This window comes from Spongiactinospora sp. TRM90649 (assembly GCF_029382225.1).
In the GTDB taxonomy this organism is placed as follows: domain Bacteria; phylum Actinomycetota; class Actinomycetes; order Streptosporangiales; family Streptosporangiaceae; genus Spongiactinospora.
This window is the reverse complement of sequence record NZ_JARLTC010000019.1, coordinates 132,626-153,204: the sequence shown is the minus strand read 5'-3', so window position 1 is coordinate 153,204 and position 20,579 is coordinate 132,626. Positions and strand designations below refer to the sequence as shown.

The following is a 20,579-nucleotide window of genomic DNA, read 5'->3' as shown; positions in this document are numbered from 1 at the left end:
GGAATCGTCCGGCGGGCGGAAGCCGCCGGTCGGCCATGGCCGGCTATAAGGCGTCGTTGAGCAGATCGGTGACGAAGCGGGTGGTGTGCGACCCCTCGGCGAAGGTGGGGTCGGCCAGCAGCCGGCGCAGCAGTGGCACCGTGGTGCGCACGCCCGGCCCGGCCACGACGGTCTCGGCGAGCGCCCGCTCGGCCCGCGCGATCGCCTGCTCGCGGGTGCGGCCCCAGGCGACCAGCTTGGCGATCAGCGGGTCGTAGTACGGCGGGACCGTGCCACCCGCCACGAACCCCGAGTCGATCCGGACGCCGGGGCCGCCCGGCAGGTCGAGCGTGGTCAGCGGCCCGGGGGTGGGCCGGAACCCGGCGTCGGGGTCTTCGGCGTTGATCCGGCACTCCACGGCGGCGCCGTCGAGGCGGACCTCGTCCTGGCCGTAACCGAGCGGCTCGCCCGCCGCGACGCGGATCTGCTCGCGAACGAGGTCGAGGCCGGTGATCATCTCGGTGACCGGGTGTTCGACCTGGATCCGGGCGTTGATCTCCATGAAGGTGGCCGTGCCGTCGGGGGCCAGCAGGAACTCGAAGGTGCCCGCGCCCGTGTAGCCGACGCTCAGCGCCCCGCGCACGGCGTGGCGGCCGAGTTCGGCGCGCCGCGCGTGGCTGAGCCCGAACGCCGGGGCCTCCTCCACCAGCTTCTGGTTCCTGCGCTGCAGCGAGCAGTCGCGCTCGCCGAGATGGACGGCGCCGCCCATCCGGTCGCACAGGACCTGCACCTCCACGTGACGCGCGGACGGCAGGTAGCGCTCCAGGTAGACCTCGCCGTTGCCGTACAGGGATCTGGCCAGGGCGACCGTCTCGCGGTAGGCGTCGCGCAGCTCGGCGGGCGAGCCCGCGACGGCGATGCCGCGCCCCCCGCCGCCCGCCACCGCCTTGACGACCACCGGGTAGCCGGTGACCTCGCCCGCGATCCGCTCGGCCTCGGCGGCGCTCGCAACCTGACCCGGGCTGCCCGGCAGCACCGGCAGCCCGGCCTCCGCCATGAGCGCGCGGACCTTCGCCTTGTCGGCGACGCGTTCCATCACCTCGGGGGTGGGGCCGATGAAGGTGATCCGGTGCTCCGCGCACACGCGGGCGAAGTCGGCGTCTTCCGACAGGAAGCCGTATCCGGGGTGCACGGCGTCGGCGCCGTGCCGCAGCGCCGCCTCGATCAGGCTCGGCATGTAGAGGTAGCTGCGCCGCGAGGGCGGCGGGCCGATGCACACGGCCTCGTCGGCGAACGCCACGAACGGGGCCGAGGCGTCGGCCGTGGAGTGGACCGCCACCGTGGCGATGCCCATCTCCCGGCACGTGCGCGCCACGCGCAGCGCGATCTCGCCCCGGTTGGCGATCAGGATCTTCTTGAACGGCCTCATGCCGGGCCCTCCACCCGGACCCGCATCAGCTCCTGGCCGTACTCGACCGGCTCGCCGTCGGCGACCAGGATCTCGACCACCTCGCCCGGCCACTCGCAGGGGACCTGGTTCATCAGCTTCATGGCCTCGACGATGCCGACGGCCTGCCCGGGCTCCAGGCGGTCGCCCTGGCGGACGAAGGGGGCCGCGCCCGGCTGCGGGGCGGTGTAGAACGTGCCGACCAGCGGGGCGAGGACCGACCTCACCGCCGGGTCGGTGGGGGACTCCTCGGCGAGCCCCCCGGAGGAGACGTCGGCGGCGGACTCCACGGAGGCGGCGGTGACGGCCGGACGGGCCCAGGCGATCTCCAGGGAGCACTCCCCGACCCGCAGCGCGACCCGCTCCACCGCCCCGGGGATCGTTTTGACCAGGCTGCTCACCTCGGCGCGCAGCAGTCGGAGCTCCTCGCCGCGCTCGGAACCGACCGGCAACAGGTCGTCAGCCATCCGCCACCACTCCCAGCCGCCGGAACCTGTCGTGCCGGCGCTCAGTACGGCCGGACGCCGCCAGCCCGGTCTCCTGTTCGATGGCGGCGAGCAGGGCGGCCTTCAGCGCGGCCGCGGCCGCCGCGTGGTCGGCCTGCGCTCCGCCGTCCGGCTCGCGGATCACCGCGTCGGCCACGCCGAGGCGCAGCAGCTCGGGCGCGGTGAGCCGCAGCGCCTCGGCCATCGCCGGGCCCTGCGACGGGTCGCCGCACAGGATCGTGGAGCAGCTCTCCGGGCTGATCACCGAGTAGCAGGCGTTCTCCATCATCAGCACCCGGTCGGCCACGGCCAGCGCGATCGCCCCGCCGCTCCCGCCCTCGCCGGTCACCGCCGTCACGACCGGCACCCGAAGGTCGGACATCCCGGCGATGGTCTCGGCGATCGCCCACGCCTGGCCCCGCGCCTCCGCCTCCACGCCCGGGGCCGCCCCCTGGGTGTCCACCAGGGTGACCAGCGGGAGGCCGAGACGGTCGGCGAGCCGCATCAGGCGCAGCGCCTTTCGGTATCCCCATGGGTGGGGCATCCCGAAATTACGGGCTACCAATTCGGCGGTGTCGTGACCCTTCTGGTGGCCGATCAGTACCAGTCGCACGCCGCCGATCGAGCACAGCCCGCCCACCACGGCCGGGTCGTCTCCGTGGCAGCGGTCGCCGTGCAGTTCCACGAAGTCGTCGGCCATGTGGCGGATGTAGTCGAGGGTGGTGGGACGGCGGATGTCGCGGGCGATGCGGACGATCTCCCAGGCCCCGGCCCCGCCGGTCAGCAGGCCGGGATCGGTGACCACCGGCCCGGCGGACGGCGACGCGGTGACCTGGCCTGGGCCGTCGGCGGGCGAAGGGCCGCGCGGGGCCGCGAGGTCGAGCACCCTGGCCAGCAGCGGGCGCAGCGAATGCCGGGTCTCGACGCGGTCGAGCAGGCCCTTGCCGAGCAGGTACTCGGCCGTCTGGAACCCCTCCGGCAGCGCCCGCCCCGTCGCCGCCGCGATCACGCGCGGCCCGGCGAAGCCGATGAGCCCGCCGCGCTCGGCCACCAGCACGTCGCCGAGGGTGGCGAACGAGGCGGTCACGCCGCCGAAGGTCGGGTCGGCGAGCACGCACACCCGCAGCACTCCCGCCCGCTCCAGCCGCAGCAGCGCCTGCGCGGTGGTGGCCATCTGCATCAGCGACAGCGCGCCCTCCTGCATGCGGGCCCCGCCCGAGCAGGTGACCAGGATGAGCGGGGTGCGGGTGGCCAGGGCGTCGTCGGCGGCCCTGGCCACGGTCTCGCCGACGGCCGAGCCCATGCTGCCGCCCATGAAGCCGAAGTCCATCGCGAGCACGACCACCTCGTGACCGGCGATGGCGCCCCTGCCGTGGCAGGCGGCGTCGGCGAGCGAGGTGGCCCGCCTGGCCTGGGCCAGGCGGGCCGGATAGGGGCGGGAGTCGGAGAATCCGAGGGGGTCGCCGCCGCGCACGGCGGTCGCCGGGCGGAACGAGCCGGGGTCGAGCAGCGTGCGCAGCCGCCGCTTCGCGCCGATCCGGCGGTGATGGCCGCATTCGGGGCAGACGTGCAGGTCGCGGTCGAGCCTCGGCAGGTAGACGAGGGAACGGCACCGCTCGCAGGAGGTCCACTGCGGGTGCGCGCCCGCTCCGGGCCCGGCTCCCGGCTCGGCTCCCGGCTCGGGGACGGCGGCGGGGTCCTGCGCCGGGGTCGGCCGGGAGACGTCCGCCCCGTTCGGAGCCGAGGGGGCGGACTCGGGATCGGGCTCCCGGCGATCGACGATGAGGGTCCGGTCTGTCACGGTTGTCTCCAGTCGTGGCTAGTGGTGACTCCGGTCAGGACACCGGCCAGAACACCGCTCTGGTCACAGGCCACGCTAGGCAGCGCCGTCCGCCCTGTCGCCCGCCGATGACATGAACTCGGGTCTCCCCTTTCCGGTGGACACGATCGTCTGATCGAGGGAGTCCCAGCCCTGGCCCGGCTGGATGAGACCGCGCTCGTAGGCGTAGATCACCACCTGCACCCGGTCGCGGACGCCGAGCTTCTGGTACAGGTGCTGGACGTGCGACTTCACCGTGCTCTCGCCCAGCAGCAGCATGCGGGCCATGTCCTCGTTGCGGTAGCCGCGCACGAGCAGCCGGAAGACGTCGATCTCGCGGTCGGTCAGCCCGATCAGCTCGGGCACCGCCGAGGCGGACAGCACCGGACGGCGGGCGAACTCCTCGACCAGCCGCCGGGTCACCGACGGCGACAGCAGCGCCTCACCGGCCGCGACCGTGCGCACCGCGCCGACGAGCTGCTCGGTCGGGGTGTCCTTCAGCACGAAGCCGCTGGCCCCCGCGCGCAACGCCTCGTAGACGTTCTCGTCCTGGTCGTACATGGTCAGGATGAGGACCCGGGTGACCGGGCCCGTGCCGCCGTTCCCGTTGAAGATCTCCCTGGTGGCCTCCAGGCCGCCCATGCGCGGCATGTTGATGTCCATCAGCACGACGTCGGGGCGCAGCGCGCGGACCTGCCTGATGGCCTCCACGCCGTTCGCCGCCTCCCCCGCCACGGTGATGTCGGCCGCCCCGTCGAATGTCGCGCGCAGGCCGCTGCGGACCAGCGGCTGATCATCAACGATGAGCAGACGGACACATCTCATGAGCTTCCCCCGTCTCTGTGGATCCGCCGGCGTGCCCCGTCGCGTTCGCCCGGACGTGCTCCTGGACCGGCAGCCATGCCTGCACCAGGAAGCCGCCGCCGCTGAGCGGGCCGCACACGAAGCCGCCGCCTTCGGTGATCACGCTTTCCCGCAGGCCGGTCAGCCCGTGGCCGGCCGCTCGCGGGACGTATCCGGCCGGTTGGCCGCAGCCGTTGCGCACGCTGACCGACAACCGGGCGCCGCCGAAGCCGAGCATCACGCGGACCGTCGTGCCGTCGCCGTACTTGAGCGCGTTGGTGAGCCCTTCCCTGACCACCCGCAGCGCGATCGTCTCGACCGGCTCGGGCAGGCGGCGCTCGGCGCCAGAGATGGTCAGCTCGACCGGCCGCGCGGAGTCCTCCGACGGCACCTGGCCGACCACCGAAGCCACCCTGGCCGACAATGGCTCGCCGCGCTCGGCCGCGGCCGGACGGCGGTCGCCGCGCAGCACGCCCACCATGCGGCGCATGTCGGCGAGCACGACCCGCACCATGTCGTCGATCGACTCGGCGACGGGCCCGGCCTCCGGAGCCACCGACGGCAGCCGCCGCGCGTGCATGGCGATCACCAGCAGGCCGTGGCCGACCGTGTCGTGCAGCTCTCTCGCGATGCGGCGGCGCTCGCGGTACACCTCGGCGACCGCGTCACCCGGCAGGCCGCGCCCAGGGTCGTACGGCAGGTCGCCGCGCAGGCCCGCCAGGGCGCGGCGAAGCGGCGGCAGGCCGCGCGCGAACGCGCGGCGCGCCCCGTCGTCGAGCGCTTCCTTCGGATCGCTCCTGGCGACCTGACGCCGCAGCGCCCGCCGCAGCGAGACCGCGACCACGAGCATCACCCCGAGGGCGGCGCCGAAACAGACTCTTCCCATCACGGCACCTGGCTCCCGTTCAACACCGAGTCGCGCACGTCACCGACACGTACACTTACTCATTGTTGCTGAGCGTATGCGAAGAGTAAAGAGCGTATAAGGTCCACTCGCCTCCCGGGTTCCGCGATGCCGACGGTCAGGCCCCGCCGGCCGTCCCAGGCGAGCTGCGCTCGGCGATGAGGGTGTGCAGTTCCATGCGGGCCGTGCGCCGCAGCCGCCGCAGCCCCGCCGTGACCGCGTCCTGTTCCTCGCTCCTTTCGAAGGCGCGGAACGCGGCGCGGTCCACCCAGTCGGAGGTGATCACGTAGGTCGGCTCCGCCGCGTCGGTACGGCACAGCGTCTGGCGAACGCAGCCGGGCCACGACCGGGCCCAGTCCGCGACCCGTGACCACGCCCGCTCGAACTCCGCGGTGTCGGCCGGCCACACGGTGAAGACGAGCACCGCCCGCACCGGCGGCCCCGGGTGGGGTCCGGTGTCCATCATTCGTCCTCCTACAGCCGGTCGTCCGGCCGGGCGTCGTCGAAAGGCGTCCACTGCCAGGGTTCCGGCGTGGCGCGCCTCCGTCTTCCCGCCGCCGTACCGGTCGCGGGCTCCGCCGTGCGGCGGAGTCGCTGACCGCGCGGAGGTAGACAGCGCTGATAGGCAGGGAGCGACACGGGAGGAGACCCATGGAGCTGAAACTGGACGGCAAGCGGACGCTGGTCACCGGCGGCACCCGCGGCATCGGCCGCGCCGTCGCGCTCGCCCTCGCGGGCGCCGGCGCCGACGTCGTCGCGTGCTACCGGCAGGAGTCCGACGCGGTCGAGGCCCTGCGCCACGACCTGCGGCTCACCGGCCGCGACCACCACCTGGTCAAGGCGGACGTGAGCGACCCGGCACAGGTCGCCCATCTGGTGGGCGAGTGCCGCGCCCGGCTCGGCGGCCTGGACGTCGTCGTCTGCAACGCGGGCACGATCTCGCACGTCCCCTTCGCCGAGCTGTCCGTCGACGAGTGGCGGCGGATCCTGGACACCAACCTGACCGGCGCCTTCTCCGTGGTCAGCGAGTCGCTGCCGCTGCTGCCCGAGGGCGCCTCGGTGGTGCTGGTCGGGTCGAAGGTGGCCACCGTGGGCCTGCCCATGCGCGCGCACTACACCGCGGCCAAGGCGGGGCTGATCGGGTTGTCCCGCACGCTGTGCAAGGAGCTCGGCCCCAAGGGCGTGCGGGTCAACGTGGTCCAGCCGGGGGTGATCCAGACCATCGACATCCCGGCGGCCCGCGCCGACCACTACAAGTCGATCATCAGCCTGGGCCGGCTGGGCAGGCCGGAGGAGGTCGCGAACGTGGTGGCGTTCCTCGCCTCCGACCTCGCCTCCTACATCACCGGGGCGACCATCGACGTGGACGGGGGGACCTGACGGTGGGCCCCGCCCGGGGTGGGCCGTCCCCGGAGGTGGCCGCGTGACGGGCCGCGTCCGCATCCTGCTGTGGTACCGCGTGCCCCCGGAGTCGGCGGGCACGGTGACCAGCGCCTACCACGCGATCGGCGACTCGCTCGCGGGAACGCCCGGCCTGCTGCGCACCGAACTGTGGAGATACCCCGACGACCCGGGAGCCTTCGTGGTGACCAGCGAGTGGGCCAGCCGTGAGGCGTTCGACTCGTGGGAGCGCAGCCCCGGCCACCGCCCGGCCACGGCGGCGCTGCGCCCGTTCTACGACCCCGAGCGGCCCATCGAGCTGCTCGACATCGTCTCGGCGTCGGCGTCGGGCCGGGGCTAGCCGGTGAAGCCGATGTCGGCGTAACGCAGGTCGTAGAACCCGCGCGCGCCGACGTTGGCCAGGTTCGACCGGACGGCCACGTTCTGCGGGCGCTGGTAGAGCGGCAGCACGTTCACCTGCCGCCAGATCAGCGCGTCGGCCCGGTTGGTGAGCGCGCGGGCCCGGCCTGGATCGAGCGCCCTGGTCGCCCGCCGCATCGCGGTGTCGATCTCCGGGCTGCCGATGCGGGCCAGGTTGGCGTTCCAGCTCCGGCGCCCGCCCGCGCCGGTCACGGCGTCGGCGTACAGCCCTTGGGAGCTGGACACCGGGTACGGCGTGCCCAGGTAGGAGAACGGCGCGATGTCGTAGTCGCCGGGGATGATGTACCGGGCGAAGAAGTCGTCGCCGGGCACCGACTGCAGCACCAGGTTGACGCCGATCTCCTTGAGCATGGCCTGGGCCTGCTCGCCCTCCGACCGGCCGATCTGCAGCCCGGCGGGGATCAGGAAGCGCAGGGTGAGCTGCTTGCCGTCCTTCTGCCTGATCACGCCCGCCGCCGGGCTCGCGGCGCCCGCCCCGGCCGCGCTCGGCGCCCGCCAGCCGGCCTCCTCCAGCAGCCGGCGGGCCCCGGCCACGTCGTAGCGGCCGACCTTGCCCCCGTTGGCCAGGTAGCCGTGCTGGTTGTGCATGAAGAAGTGGTTGTTCAGCGGCTCGCCCGGCCAGCCCAGGCCCGCCAGGTCGGAGGCGGCGATGGCGCGGCGGTCCAGGCCCATCGCGACGGCCCTGCGCACCAGCGGGTCGGACAGGATCGGGCTCTCGCCGTTGAACGTGAAGTGGCGGAAGTCGGGCCCGGACGCCTGGCGCACCCGCGCGCCCGGCGCCTCCCGGACGCGCTCGAAGTCGGCCGCCGAGGAGCCGAGGTCGAAGACGTCCAGCTCACCGCCGACGAAGGCGGCGGTGAGCGCGGGCTTCGCCTTCGCCTGGAAGACGATCTGGTCGAGCTTGGCCGGCTCGCCCCACCAAGCGGGGTCTCGGACGATCGTGACGGTTCTGGCCGCCGGGTCGAGGGTGCCGAACCTGAACGGCCCCGCCGAGACCGGCAGCGCCCGCAGCCAGGAGTGGTCGAACACCTTCGGGTCGCCGTTGGTGCTCTTCGGGTAGAGCGGGGTGAACAGCGACCGCCAGTCCGCGAACGGGCGGGCGAAGGTGATGACCACCTGGTACTCGTTCTCGCCCTTGGCGACGCTCTTGATGTCCTTGTATCCGGTCGTGGACGCGGCCCGGTACCCCTTGACGACGCCGCTCAGCGCCTGCCACTGGGCGGCGTAGTCGGCCCAGGTGACGGCGGTGCCGTCGGACCAGCGCGCCCGCGGGTTGAGGGTCAGCGTGACGACCTGCCTCGGCCTGGTGTCGGTGACGGCGGCCTCGGTGACGTAGTCGGGGTCGGCGCGCAGGCCGCCCCGCTCGTCGGAGCGGAACGGCGTGGGCATCAGGGCGTCGGTGATCAGCTCCACCTCGGCCCGGTTGCCGTCGAGGTGGTTGCGGTTCCACTGGTCGGGATACTCGTCGATGCCCCAGCGGAGGGTGCCGCCTTCGCGCACCTTCTCACGGGGCACGGCGTTGATGTCGATGGCCCTGGCCACCCCCACGCCGCCGCCGTGGTCCGTCTCGTTCTTCGTCGCCCCGCAGCCCGGGGCCCCGACGAGGACGACGACGGCGAGCACGGTGGCGCGCCTCGCACTCCGGTGCCGGACAGCTCCCACGATCCCCTCCTATGTGCGCAGTGTGATAGCACGCTACCGAGTGTAATCATGGAAGGGGTGCCGGTCCGGGAGCGGCGATCGACCGGCCCGGTCAGCGCTCGGGCAGCTCGTCGACCGCGGTGCGCACGTCTTCGCTGGTGATGGTGGTGAGTTCGGCGGCGCTGGGCTCCTCGCCGTGGGCGGCGAGCCGCACGTCGCGGCGCATCGCGGCGCGCTCGAACAGGGAGCGGGCGAAGCGGCCGTTCCCCAGGCCGTCGATCAGGCCCTCGCCGCACACCCAGCCGAACACCTCGGCGAGGTCGCGCCGCGCGGCGTCGTCGAACCGGTCGCCCGCCTGCTCGGCGAGCACCTCGGCGATCTGGGCCAGTTCGCCGGGCGCGTAGGAGGGGAACCCCACGCGCTGGTTGAAGCGGCTGGCCAGGCCCGGGTTGGTGGACAGGAAGGCGTCCATCTCGCGGGCGTAGCCGGCGATCACGATCACCAGCCGGTCGCGGTCGTCCTCGGCCCGCTTGAGCAGGGTCTGCACGGCCTCGGAGCCGAAGGCGTCGCCCCCCGCGTAGCCGGTGTTGATCAGGCTGTACGCCTCGTCGATGAACAGCACCCCGCCGAGCGCCCGGTCGACCAGCTCGTTGGTCTTGATCGCGGTGGCGCCGAGGTGCTGGCCCACGAGGTCGGCGCGCTGCGCCTCCACGACGTCGGGGCGAGAGAGCAGGCCGAGGGCGGCGAAGATGCGGCCCAGGATGCGCGCCACCGTGGTCTTGCCGGTGCCCGGAGGGCCGGTGAAGACGAAGTGCCGCATCTGCGGCGGGGTGGGCAGGCCCTGCTCCTGGCGCATCCGGGCGACCCGGAGCTGCGCGGTGATCGCGTGGACCTGCCGCTTGACGGGCTCCAGCCCGGCCATCCGGTCGAGGTCGGCGAGGGCCTCTTCCAGCGTGGGGATCGCCGCGAAGCCGCGGAACCGCGCGGTCAGCTCCTCGAACGCCTTGGTGACGTCGGGGACGGCGGTGACCATCAGGTCGTCGGCGGTGGGCGAGCCGCCCGCGCCGACCACCCGCACGTCGCGGGCCTGCGCGGCGGCCTCGACCAGGCTGCGCGCGAACCTGGCGTTGCCCAGCTCGTCGACCAGGCCGCGGCGCGCGGCGTCGTCGAGGAACCCGGCCAGCACCGGGCGCGCGTCGGCGGCCAGCCGGTCGCCGCGCGCGCGCTGCAGCTGCTCGGTGATGCCCAGCAGCTCTGCGGAGCTGTAACTGGGGAACTTGACCCTGGTGGCGAACCTGGAGGACAGCCCCGGGTTGGAGGCCAGGAAGGCGCCCATCTCCTTCTCGTATCCGGCCAGGATGATGATCAGGCGTTCCCGGTCGTCCTCGGCCCGCTTGAGCAGGGTCTGCACGGCCTCCGCGCCGAACCGGTCGGCCTGGCCGTCGCCGGTGTTCATCAGGCTGTACGCCTCGTCGATGAACAGCACCCCGCCGAGGGCCCGGTCGATCAGCTCGTTGGTCTTGATCGCGGTCGCGCCCAGGTACTCGCCCACCAGGTCGGCGCGCTGCGCCTCGACCACGTAGGGGGTCTCCAGCAGGCCGAACGCGTAGAAGATCTTGGCGACCGTCCTGGCCACGCTGGTCTTGCCGGTGCCGGGCGGGCCGACGAACACGAAGTGCCGCATGGGCCGGTCGTTGGCGTAGCCCGCCTCCGCGCGCAGGCGGGACGCCTCGATGGAGGCGGCGATCGATCGCACCTGCTCCTTGACCGGCAGCAGCCCGATCATGCGCTCCAGCTCGCCCAGGGCGTCTTCCACCGTGATCGGCGGCGGAGCGGTGGCCGTGGACGGCGCGGCGCCCTGCGGGGGCGCGCCGTCGCGGGCCCTGACCTGGACGGCCCTGGGCTCGGCGGCGGCCAGCGCGGCCCGCACCCGGCGGGCGGCGACGAAGCGGAAGGCCAGGACGGCGGCGGCCCCGGCGTACGCGGCCCAGAGCGCGCCGAGCGGCGACACGAGGAACACCGCGCCGGTGAGCAGCCCCGCGACGACCAGCGCGGCCAGGGCGGTGACCCAGGGCGGGACCCAGCGGATCAGGTGCGCGACGCCCGCGACGATCAGGCCGAGCAGCATCAGCAGCGCGGGCGCGAACGACTGGGTGCCGAACATGCTCATGAAGACCGGCAGCATCAGCGTCCAGCCGAGCAGCACCACGACGGTGGCGGCGGCCCTGGGGAAGCGCAGGGTCAGCGCGAGGAAGCCGAGCAGCGCGACGGTCAGGACGAAGGTGTCGAACAACTGCCAGCCGAGGGCGGCGGCGAGGCCGACGGAACCGATCGCCACGACGACGTAGCCCACCCGCCGGACGGGCGGTGAGATCTGGAAATACCGCACTCGGATCTGTTCGAACAGTCCCCTGGCCGCAGCCCGCCCCGTCGGCCGGGCCCTGCCGGAATCCCGCATCACGCCTCCCCGGTCCGCCCCCGGTTATACCGCACGGGAGCGACGTTTGGGCGCCTGCGCCGTCCGGCGTTTCGGCGTGGCGCGCCATGGAGATCCGCGGGGCCGCCGGGCGCAGGCGTTCAGGGCTACCTCCTCGAAACCGCCCCGTCAGGTACGGCCGGGCCGGTCATCTTGGTGCCTTCCCTGATGACGCCCCGGGTACTCGCCCACGACCACTTCCTTCGGCGTCACGCGCAGCACCTCCGCCTCGGGGTCACCGAGCGCGATACCGCGTACCTCCGCCCAGAACCGCCGGTCGGCCGGATCGGCCACGAAGACCGCCACCCTGGGGTCCCGCTCGGCGGCCTGCCAGGCCTCGTCGCCCGCGATCAGGCGCAGCTCCCCCGCCGGTCCGACCGAGGTGACCGCGCCGACGGCCAGGGCGCGGGGACCACTCGGACCGGAATAGGCGAGCACCACGCCACGGGAGGAGGTGAACGCCCGGCGCACCTCCTCGCTCAGGCCCACCGCCGGGCGCACGTCGCCCGGCAGCCGCCGGCCGCAGCCGTCGCACATGACCAGTGACGCGCGCCAGGGGCCGGGCGAGCCCCGCCACCAGGCGCGGGCGGCGCGCACCCCGAAGGCCACGGCCATCGCCGTCAGCGCGCCGACCCCGGCGCACCACGCCCACAGCGCGGCCTCGGGCAGCGCCGCGGCCAGGGACAGGGCCAGGCAGGCGACCGCGAGCAGCACCAGCACGACGGCCAGGACCCGGTCACCGGTCAGGATCGCGCCCACCCGGCCGCCGAGCCCGGCGACCCGCCAGGCACGGGCCAGGGCGAGCGGCACCACGGCGGCGCCGAGCGCGAGCGGCGGTTCGCCGGACAGCAGCGCCAGACCGGCCAGCGTCAGCAGCACCGACCAGGCGCGGGCCACCACGATCCACACGCCCACCCCCGCGTCGCGCCTGGCCGTGCGCTCGGGCAGCGCCGCCGCGAACTCGGCGAGGGCGCGGACGGGCCGCCCCCGCCAGGCGTCCGCGAGCACCTTCGCCACGGCGATGATGGGACCGTTGAGCAGCACCCACCCGGCCAGCGAGGTCCACGCCCGATCCACGCCGCTGTCCGGGAGGGTCAGCACGGCGGCGGTATAGGCCAGCACGGTGACCGGGGTGACGCAGACGGCCAGGCCGAGCCGGGCGTCGCGGGCCAGGAGCGCGCTCGCGTGACGCCACAGCGGCACCCGCCGGGCCTGGCGCACGGTCAGCGCGATCACCGGCAGCAGGAGCAGCAGGCCGCCCACCCGGGCTTCCGCGCTCAGCTCCGCGCCGAAGGCCGTGGCGGCCACCAGTGCGATCGCGACCGCGAGCAGGACGCGGACCTGCCTGGTCCACATCTCGAAAGCACGGCGCGTCCGCGCCGCGTCCTTGGGGTCCACAGCGTGGTCGGGGTGGTCGGGGTGGCCGGGGTGGCCGGGGTGCTCGTGGTACGGCCCGTGCGCGCGCTCCCAGCGCAGCATGGTCAGGCCGAGGTTGATCCGCGCCCCCGGGTGGTCGGGGTCGCCGCGCAGCGCCGCCCGGTACGCCACGGCGGCCCGGCGGTGCTCTCCCCGTACGAGCGCGAGATCTCCGACGAGCACCCGCACGTCGGGTTCCTCGGGGGCGAACCAGAGCGCCTTGGCGGCCTGCGTCCAGGACTCGCGCCAGCGGCCGGGCAGCCGACACAGCGCCCGGGCCAGGCGCAGCCGTGCCGCCCACGAGCCGGGGGCCAGCCGTACGGCCCGCTCGGCGTGGTCCACCGCGTCCTCGTCCTGCCCCAGCCGTTCGAGAGCCAGGCTCGCGATCCGGTGCCCCCACTCCAGGCGCGGATCGCGGTCGATGGCACTCCGGGCCGCCTCCAGCGCGGCCTCCGGCTGGCCCGCCCCGAGCCGCGAGATCGCCGACACGCACCACTCCCGGGGGTTGTCGGGGTCGCGAGGTGCGTATGGAGCGGCTGAGGCCGACCGAGGCGCCCGAAGGGTGTCCTGGCCGTCCCTGTCCACGACCGCCATGGTCCGTGCGAGATCACGTTTTGCCTAGATACCGGACACTATGCTGTATCTCTCTAGAGAGGTGGTCACCGCGCGATCGCAGAGCGCGCACGGCCGGCCGCCCCGGGGCTCGTCATCTCCGGATCGGGCCTGCGCATCGTCCGATGCCCGCCCCCCGCCCGGGTCCGATGGCCTAAGCTGCCACGCATGTTCGTGCGGGCCGGGTCCCCCTGAGCGGCCATGATCACGTTCGGGGTGGTCGCCGACTCCCGTGTCCAGCGGGCCGGGAGCGGCATGCGCAACCGCCGGGTCAACCGGTGGTCGGTGCTCGTGCTGCTCTGCTTCAGCCTGCTGCTGATCGCCGTGGACGCCACCGTGCTGCACATCGCGGTGCCCGCGCTGACCGCGGCCCTGGAGCCCACCTCGGTGGAGCTGCTGTGGATCATCGACGTGTACTCGCTGGTGGTGGCCCCGCTGCTGATCACCTTCGGCACGCTCGGCGACCGGTACGGCAGGCGGCGTCTCGTCCTGGCCGGCTACGCGGTATTCGGCGTCGCCTCGGCGTGCGCCGCCGCGGCCGGGACGCCCGGCCTGCTGATCGCCGCCAGGGCCGCGCTCGGCGTGGGCGGCGCGATGATCATGCCGGCCACGCTGTCCATCATCCGTGAGGTCTTCACCGACCGCAGGGAGCGCGCGTTCGCGCTCGGCGTGTGGAGCGCGGTGGCCGCCGGTGGCGCGGCGGTCGGCCCGCTGGTCGGCGGGCTGCTGGTGGAACACGCCTGGTGGGGCGCGGTCTTCCTGATCAACGTACCGATCCTGCTGGTGCTGCTGCCCGCCGCGGCCCGTCTGCTGCCCGAGTCGCGCGGCGGCGGGCAGCAAGGGCACGGGTGGGACGCCCCGAGCGCCGCGCTGTCGGTGCTCGGCATCCTCGCGCTGGCCTTCGGCCTGAAGGAAACGGGTTCCGGCGAGCTGCTCGGCCCGTTGCCTGGGCTGGCGATCTTCTTGTGCGGGGTCGGGCTGCTCGTCTGGTTCGTGCGCAGGCAGCGGCGCCTGGCCTATCCACTGCTCGACGTGGAGCTGTTCCGGCGACGGGGGTTCTCCACGGGTGTGGCCGCCGTGCTGCTCGCCGTGTTCGCGCTGGTCGGCCTGGAGCTGATGCTGGCGCAGTACCTCCAGCTCGTGCTGGGCGAAAGCCCGCTCGGCGCGGCGGTGCGGATGCTGCCGCTGATGATCGCCGCGATCGCGGGCGGGCTGGCCGCCGCGCACCTGCTGCGCCGCCTTGGGCTGCGCGCGACGATGGGCGGCGGCCTGGCGCTCACCGCGCTGTCGCTCGCGCCAACGCTGGCCTGGGGCACCGAGAACCATCCGGTGCTGCTGGCGCTGTGCTTCGCCGGGATCGGCTTCGGTGTGGAGGTGGCGCTGCTCGCCGCCTCCGACACGATCATGGCGTCGGCCCCGGAGTCGCGGGCGGGCGGCGCGGCGGCGATCGAGGAGACCGCCTACGAGCTGGGGGCGGGCCTCGGCATCGCGGTGCTGGGCACGGTCACCACGGTGGTCTACGCCCCCGGCGTCCGCTCTGTGGACGGCGTGCCGTCCGCGGCCACCGAGCAGGCCCGCCAGTCGCTCGCCGCGGCGGCCCACGTCGCCGAGGAGATCGGCGGCATGGCGGGCCACGTGCTCCTGCGCACCGCCCGCGAGGCGTTCGTGGGCGCGCTCCACTCCACCGTGCTGGTGAGCATCGCGCTGCTCGGCCTGACCGCGGTGGCCACAGCCGTCCTGGTGCCTCGCAGGCCACCGGATGACGACCCCTCGTGACGTTTGGAACGCCCCCAGGAGGTCAGACAGCTATGGGCAACTGCGACAGGGCGGGGAAAAATGGGTGACGTACGCCGAACTCTCCACGACCTTGCCTCGCTCGCGGCCAGGATGGGCGTGGGCGGGATCTTCTTCGCGAACGGCTGGCACAAGCTGGAGGCCGGGCTGACCGCCACCGGGCAGCAGTTCGCCACGCTCGACGCCCCCGCGCCGCAGGTCTGGGCCGCGGTGACCATGCTCACCGAGCTGATCGGCGGCGCGCTGCTGGTCGCCGGGCTCGCCGTCGGCCCGTGCGGGCTGCTGCTGTTCGCCGAGGCGCTGGCGGTGTTCGTGATCGCCAGCGGCGATCAGGGCCTACCGCTGACCGGCGGCGACGTGAACCTGATCGTCGCGCTCGGGGCGGCCTCCATCCTGCTGTCGGTGGGCGGCGCCGGGCGCCTGTCGGTCGATCACATGGTGGTCATCAAGCGCCGCGAGGCGGCGGCGGCCGACGACTTCGCGGCCGACACCGAGGCGGACGACGTGCTCGCGTCCTGGCGTGAGACGGACACCACGCCGCCCGGCAGGGAGCTCGCGCCGGGCGAGGCCGCCGGGCCGAAGCGCGAGAAGGGCGGGGACGCGCCGCGCGAGGACGGCGAGACCGAGACCCATCTGTCCGAGACCCATCTGTCCTCGCCCGCCCCCGCCGAGCCGGCGGGCGACGACACGGCCGAGACCGCCAAGCCGTCGCGGGGCGGGCGGACCCGCTCCTCCCCGGCAGCCGCCCGGCCGTCCACGGCCACCGACGCGCCGATCGCCGAGCCCGGCGACACCCTGGTGGCCGGCGCCCGCGACTCCACCGCCGCCAAGCCCCGCAGAACCCCCCGCAAGCCGGCTTCCCGCCCCGAGCCACAGGACGACACCTCCGGCTGAACCGGGGCTCGGCTAGGGGTGCAGGACGAGGCCCTTGAGGGTCTTGTCCACGGCGTTGCGGGGGCCGTGGACGGCGATTCCGGCCAGGCGCAGGTCGGCGGCGGCCACGGCGCGTACGGCGGCGCGGTTCTCCTCGTCGTGGCCGGTCTTGAACAGGTCCTCGGTGTAGACGGCCAGGCCGAGCCCCCGGGACAGCGCGCGGGTGTGCGCCAGGGTGAGCGCGGCGGCGGCGCCCGTGTAGACGAGCACGGGCTGGCGGATCATCGGCAGGTAGACGTTGCCCGAGGCGTCGCCGTACGGCTCGCCGACCACCTCGGGGAACCCGCCCGCGACCCCACCGGCCAGGAAGGCCGTGACGTTCAGCTTCTGCCACACGGCCAGGTCCTCGCGGACCACGATGCCGATCTTGGTGTCGAAACGCATCCGCCCACCCTGCCCGGCCCGCCGCGCGGCCGTCTTGAACGCTGGTGCGGCCCGGCAGAATGAAAGGGTGGCGAACCACGAGTGGACCCGCTACCGGCGCGCGCCCGACCGGCCGGTGGAGGCCATGCACGCCCACTTCGAGCGGCACGTCTATCACCGCCACAGCCACGAGGGCTATTCGTTCGGGGTCACCGACGCGGGCGCCCAGGCGTTCACCTGCCGTGGCTCAGGTCACACCAGCAGCACCGGCATGATCATGGCGTTCAACCCGGAAGACCCGCACGACGGCCAGCCCGCCGACGCCGCGGGGTTCACCTATCGAATCGTCCACATCGGCGCCGAGCTGGTACGCAGCACCCTGGCCGAGGCGGCGGGGGGTCGCGGCGGCGCGCTGCCGCTGTTCGCCGACCCGGTGGTGCGCGATCCGGCGCTCGCCGGCGGGCTGCGCCGCCTGCACTCCGCGCTGCTGACGCCGGGCACTCCCCCGCTGGTCCTGGACGAGCTGCTGGACAGGGTCGTGCCGGCGATGGTCGGCCGGGCCGCCACCCGCCCGCCGAAGGCCGCGCCCGAGCCGGTCACAGGGGCGGTCACCGGCTTACGCGCGCTGGCCCGCCGGGTCCGGGAGATGCTGCGTGACGGCGATCCCGGCGACCTCGACGCCGCCGCCCTGGCCGCCGCCACCGGCGCCAGCAGGTTCGCCGTCTACCGCGCCTTCCACTCCGAGTACGGCATGGCCCCCAGCGACTACCAGCGCCAGCTCCGCCTGAGGACGGCCCGTCAAATGATCGCCGCGGGCGTTCCCATCGCCGACGCCGCGCCGCTGACCGGGTTCGCCGACCAGAGCCACCTGACCCGCTGGTTCGTCCGCGCCTACGGGATCACGCCGGGCGCGTTCCGGTCGGGCGCCGATCAGCCGCGACCGGGCAGGCGCCCGGAGTCCACGGAGTCGAGCACGCGCGCCGCGCCGCCGAGCGCCGCCGCGCCGTACCCGAGGCCGGAGGCGACTATCCGGCATCCTCCGGCGTCGGGCGCTATCACCAGTCTGCGCACCTCGGCCTCGGCCGCCGGGATCAGCCAGGAGGCGAGCGGCACGTAGTGGCCACCGAGCACCACGGCCTGGGGGTTGAGCAGGTTGACCAGGATCGCCAGGCCCCGGCCGAGGTCGGTGCCGATGCCGACGAGGGCGTTGAGCGCCTGCCGATCCCCCGCCGCGGCCAGGCGGGCCATCTCGTCGATGCGCGGTTCGATCTCGGCGGGTGAGAAGGGGAAGACCGGCTTGTCCGTCGAGACCCTGGCGATCCCGGCGACGGCCTCCAGGCAGCCGGGCCTGCCGCAGCCGCAGGTGGGGCCGCAGGGGTCGATCTGGATGTGCCCGAACTCCCCGCTGAAGCCCTGGCCGCCGCGCCGTAACCGGCCGTCCATGATCACACCGGCCCCCGTGCCGGCCTCGCCGGTGACGTAGACCAGGTTGTCCGTGTCACCGAACGACCCGAACCGGTGCTCGGCGAGCGCGCCGAGGTTGGCGTCGTTGTCCACCAGGATCGGGAAGTCCGGCCCGCGTAACGCCCTGCCCAGGTCGCCCGCCAGGTCCACGTCGGTCCAGCCGAGGTTGGGCGCGATGCGCACCCCGCCGGTGAGGTCCACCAGGCCGGGCACCGCGACGGTCAGCCCGAGCACCCGGCGCGCCTCCTTGGTCATCCGGGTGAGCACGCGGCGGGCCAGCGCGGCGACCGCCGTCACCGCCTGGCCGGACGTGACGGCCGGGCCCGCGAAGGTGCGGCGCCAGGTGAGCAGCCGCCGTCCGGAGAGGTCCACCGCGATGGCCGTCAGGTAGTCCACGTTGATCTCGATGCCCACCGCCGCGTACGGCGAGCCGTCCAGCACGAGCATCGTGGCGGGGCGGCCGACGCGGTTCTCGGTGAGCCCGGTCTCACGCATCAGGCCGCGCTCGATCAGGTCCGCCACGAGGCTGGACACGGTGGCCTTGTTCAGGCCGGTGGAGGCGGCGATGTCGGCCCGTGAGCAGGGGGCGTGCTCACGCACGAACCTCAGCACGACTGCGAGGTTGGTGGCCCGGACGTCGGTGAAGTCCGCGGGCCGCGGGCCCGTCGCTGATGTGATCACGGTCACCCTCGTTCCCGGTCGGCCAGGCTTGGCTCATCATGCCGCATCACGTACGCCACCGGCATTTCCGGCATTCTGCCCCAGGTGATCGCGTACTTGTGGATCATCGTGAACGGAATCGCGGCATCGGGAAAGTAAGGGTGTACGAGTTCCCGCCGCCGTGAAGGGTTGGACATGACGGGGAGACCCACCCGGGGGAGTTCATCGTGACCGCGATGTCGTGGGCCGCCCATCCGGTGGCCGGGGAGGCCGACGTCCCCTCCCGCCCGCTCGACCAGGCGGAGGCGTTCGAGGGGATCTTCGACGCCCACTTCGCCGAGATCCATCGCTACGCCTCCCAGCGGCTCGGCACGGACAGCGCGGAGGACGTCGTCGCCGAGACGTTCCTGATCGCGTTCCGCAAGCGCGCGTCCTACGACCCGGCCAGGGCCACGGTTCGCGCCTGGCTGTACGGCATCGCCACCAACCTGATCGGCAAGCAGCGCCGCCTGGAGGTACGGACGCTGCGCGCGCTCGCCAGGCACGGCGTCGATCCCGACGTCCCGGGCCACGAGGACCACGTCGCCGTGCGGGTGAGCGCGCAGAGCCTGCGCCCCAGCCTGGCCGCCGCCGTGGCCGAGCTGGACCGGCGCGACCGCGACGTGCTGCTCCTGGTCGCGCTGGCCGGGCTGAGCAACGACGAGATCGCCACCGCCCTCGGCATCCCGTACGGCACGGTCGGCTCCCGCCTCAACCGGGCCAGGCGCAAGCTGCGCGGCTCGCTGGGCGGCGTCAACCCGATGCGAGAGACGGCCGACCATGGCTGACCGGCGCGTCCACGACGACGACCCGCGCACCGGCCCGATCGACGACCTGCGCGAGCTGCGCGACCTGTACGGCGAGCCGCCGCCACCCGCCCCCGCCGTCGCCGCCCGCGTCCGGGGCAGGCTGACCGCCGAACGCCGCCGCCGCGCCCGGATACGCCTGACGTGGAGCATGGCCGCCGTCGGCGTGGCCACCGCCGCCGCCGTGCTGGCCGTGACGGCACCCTTCCGCCTCCCGGCGCAGGAGCCTCCCCCGGGGCAGGCGACGGCGCGGGCCGTGCTCGGCGGCCGGTCGATCCTGCTGGCCGCCGCCACCGCCGCCGAGTCCGGCCCCGGCGCGCCCACCGGCCGGTACTGGCATGTCGAGCGGATCCGCACCCGGACCCATCGGGAGCGCCTGGGCCGGGGCGAGAACCGCTACACGGTGGTCACGTCGCGGGTGGTCGAGCTGTGGACGACCGCCGACGGCCGGACCTGGACGGGCGAGCGCGATCTGGGGACACGCCCGAAGACACCGGCGGACAAGGCGGCCTGGGCGCGTGACGGCTCGCCGTCCTCGTGGCCGGGGACCGGGCTGCGGGTTTCACCCGGCGCCGGGCGGCTGACGCGGGTCGTGCCCCACGCGCCGTTCAGCATGGCCGGGCGCGACCTGACGATGGCGGCGATCCAGCGGCTGCCGACCGATCCCGCCGCGCTGCGGGACCAGGTCGTCGCGTCCCTGCGCGAGAGCGGCCCGGAGGCGGTGGACGGCCTGCTGGCCGACGCGCTGAGCGGGCTGCTGTGGAGCAAGCCGTCGCCCCCGGCCGTGCGCGCCGCCGCCTACCGGGCGCTCGCCGAACTGTCAGGCGTCCGGTACCTGGGTGAGATCACCGACGAGCGGAACCGCACTGGGGCCGGGTTCGCCTTCACCGTGAACGGCCCGGAGGCGACCGTGCGCCGGACCCTGATCATCGATCCGGACACCTCCCAGGTGCTCTCGTCGGCCGACAAGGGCGGCGACGACCGAGCCGAGCTGGTCGTCAGGGCGGGCTGGACCAGTGACCCGCCAGCCGTACCGGATCCCGTACCGGACGCCTTCTAGGAGCGCCCGGCCGCCGT

General features: G+C 74.1%; 17 protein-coding genes and 1 pseudogene. 7 read left to right on the top strand and 11 right to left on the bottom strand.

What is annotated here, in order from left to right; genetic code table 11:
• Nucleotides 1–43 precede the first annotated feature (43 nt).
• The 6 genes from P3X83_RS22495 to P3X83_RS22470 form a co-directional block, all read right to left on the bottom strand.
• On the bottom strand, nt 44–1,408 hold the full coding sequence (locus tag P3X83_RS22495; RefSeq protein ID WP_277307138.1) for an acetyl-CoA carboxylase biotin carboxylase subunit: 1,365 nt from the start codon (nt 1,406–1,408) through the stop codon (nt 44–46).
• Entirely contained in the window at nt 1,405–1,893 is a 489-nt protein-coding gene (accB, locus tag P3X83_RS22490) for an acetyl-CoA carboxylase biotin carboxyl carrier protein (RefSeq protein ID WP_277307137.1), read from the bottom strand. Before accB ends, P3X83_RS22495 begins: the two co-directional genes overlap by 4 nt.
• Nucleotides 1,886–3,712: an acetyl-CoA carboxylase carboxyl transferase subunit alpha gene (accA, locus tag P3X83_RS22485; RefSeq protein WP_277307136.1), complete on the bottom strand. Its 1,827-nt coding sequence runs from the start codon at nt 3,710–3,712 to the stop codon at nt 1,886–1,888. The genes accB and accA overlap by 8 nt, the downstream gene beginning before the upstream one ends.
• A gap of 75 nt (nt 3,713–3,787) precedes the next feature.
• Entirely contained in the window at nt 3,788–4,555 is a 768-nt protein-coding gene (locus P3X83_RS22480) for a response regulator transcription factor (RefSeq protein WP_277307135.1), read from the bottom strand.
• Nucleotides 4,527–5,459 (bottom strand): histidine kinase, encoded by a 933-nt coding sequence (locus P3X83_RS22475; RefSeq protein WP_277307134.1) that lies wholly within the window; start codon nt 5,457–5,459, stop codon nt 4,527–4,529. The genes P3X83_RS22480 and P3X83_RS22475 overlap by 29 nt, the downstream gene beginning before the upstream one ends.
• Nucleotides 5,460–5,595: 136 nt before the next feature.
• Nucleotides 5,596–5,940, bottom strand: coding sequence for an antibiotic biosynthesis monooxygenase family protein (locus P3X83_RS22470; protein ID WP_277307133.1), 345 nt, complete (start codon nt 5,938–5,940; stop codon nt 5,596–5,598).
• A gap of 188 nt (nt 5,941–6,128) precedes the next feature.
• Here P3X83_RS22470 and P3X83_RS22465 point away from each other — a divergent pair, with 188 nt between their 5' ends.
• Nucleotides 6,129–6,857 (top strand): SDR family NAD(P)-dependent oxidoreductase, encoded by a 729-nt coding sequence (locus tag P3X83_RS22465; RefSeq protein ID WP_277307132.1) that lies wholly within the window; start codon nt 6,129–6,131, stop codon nt 6,855–6,857.
• A 43-nt stretch (nt 6,858–6,900) separates the two neighbouring features.
• The gene (locus P3X83_RS22460) at nt 6,901–7,218 is read left to right on the top strand and encodes an antibiotic biosynthesis monooxygenase family protein (protein ID WP_277307131.1); all 318 of its coding nucleotides are present in this window, start codon (nt 6,901–6,903) and stop codon (nt 7,216–7,218) included.
• Here P3X83_RS22460 and P3X83_RS22455 read toward each other — a convergent pair.
• From P3X83_RS22455 to P3X83_RS22445, 3 genes are all read right to left on the bottom strand, one after another.
• Nucleotides 7,215–8,960 (bottom strand): ABC transporter family substrate-binding protein, encoded by a 1,746-nt coding sequence (locus tag P3X83_RS22455; protein WP_277307130.1) that lies wholly within the window; start codon nt 8,958–8,960, stop codon nt 7,215–7,217. The genes P3X83_RS22460 and P3X83_RS22455 overlap by 4 nt on opposite strands.
• Nucleotides 8,961–9,051: 91 nt before the next feature.
• Nucleotides 9,052–11,397 (bottom strand): AAA family ATPase, encoded by a 2,346-nt coding sequence (locus tag P3X83_RS22450; RefSeq protein WP_277307129.1) that lies wholly within the window; start codon nt 11,395–11,397, stop codon nt 9,052–9,054.
• Nucleotides 11,398–11,544: 147 nt separating this feature from the next.
• Nucleotides 11,545–13,320 (bottom strand): tetratricopeptide repeat protein, encoded by a 1,776-nt coding sequence (locus P3X83_RS22445; protein ID WP_277307128.1) that lies wholly within the window; start codon nt 13,318–13,320, stop codon nt 11,545–11,547.
• Nucleotides 13,321–13,644: 324 nt separating this feature from the next.
• Here P3X83_RS22445 and P3X83_RS22440 point away from each other — a divergent pair, with 324 nt between their 5' ends.
• A complete protein-coding gene (locus tag P3X83_RS22440) occupies nt 13,645–15,219 on the top strand; it encodes an MFS transporter (RefSeq protein ID WP_277307127.1) in 1,575 nt (524 codons plus the stop codon).
• A gap of 60 nt (nt 15,220–15,279) precedes the next feature.
• Entirely contained in the window at nt 15,280–16,131 is an 852-nt protein-coding gene (locus tag P3X83_RS22435; RefSeq protein WP_277307126.1) for a DoxX family membrane protein, read from the top strand.
• Between the two features lie 12 nt (nt 16,132–16,143).
• Here the strand turns inward: P3X83_RS22435 and P3X83_RS22430 are convergent, their stop codons facing one another.
• Complete coding sequence (locus P3X83_RS22430) at nt 16,144–16,554, bottom strand: DUF2000 family protein (RefSeq protein ID WP_277307125.1); 411 nt, start codon at nt 16,552–16,554, stop codon at nt 16,144–16,146.
• Between P3X83_RS22430 and P3X83_RS22425 the strand changes: the two are divergent.
• Nucleotides 16,529–17,443: pseudogene (locus P3X83_RS22425) on the top strand (AraC family transcriptional regulator); the annotation flags it as partial. The gene P3X83_RS22430 and the pseudogene P3X83_RS22425 sit on opposite strands and share 26 nt — an antisense overlap.
• A gap of 20 nt (nt 17,444–17,463) precedes the next feature.
• Here P3X83_RS22425 and P3X83_RS22420 read toward each other — a convergent pair.
• The gene (locus P3X83_RS22420) at nt 17,464–18,609 is read right to left on the bottom strand and encodes an ROK family transcriptional regulator (protein WP_277307124.1); all 1,146 of its coding nucleotides are present in this window, start codon (nt 18,607–18,609) and stop codon (nt 17,464–17,466) included.
• A 284-nt stretch (nt 18,610–18,893) separates the two neighbouring features.
• On the opposite strand from P3X83_RS22420, the gene P3X83_RS22415 reads away from it, so the two are divergent.
• Nucleotides 18,894–19,484, top strand: a complete 591-nt coding sequence (locus P3X83_RS22415) for an RNA polymerase sigma factor (RefSeq protein ID WP_277307198.1) — start codon at nt 18,894–18,896, stop codon at nt 19,482–19,484.
• Nucleotides 19,477–20,562, top strand: a complete 1,086-nt coding sequence (locus P3X83_RS22410; RefSeq protein WP_277307123.1) for a CU044_5270 family protein — start codon at nt 19,477–19,479, stop codon at nt 20,560–20,562. Before P3X83_RS22415 ends, P3X83_RS22410 begins: the two co-directional genes overlap by 8 nt.
• The last annotated feature ends 17 nt before the right edge of the window (nt 20,563–20,579 follow it).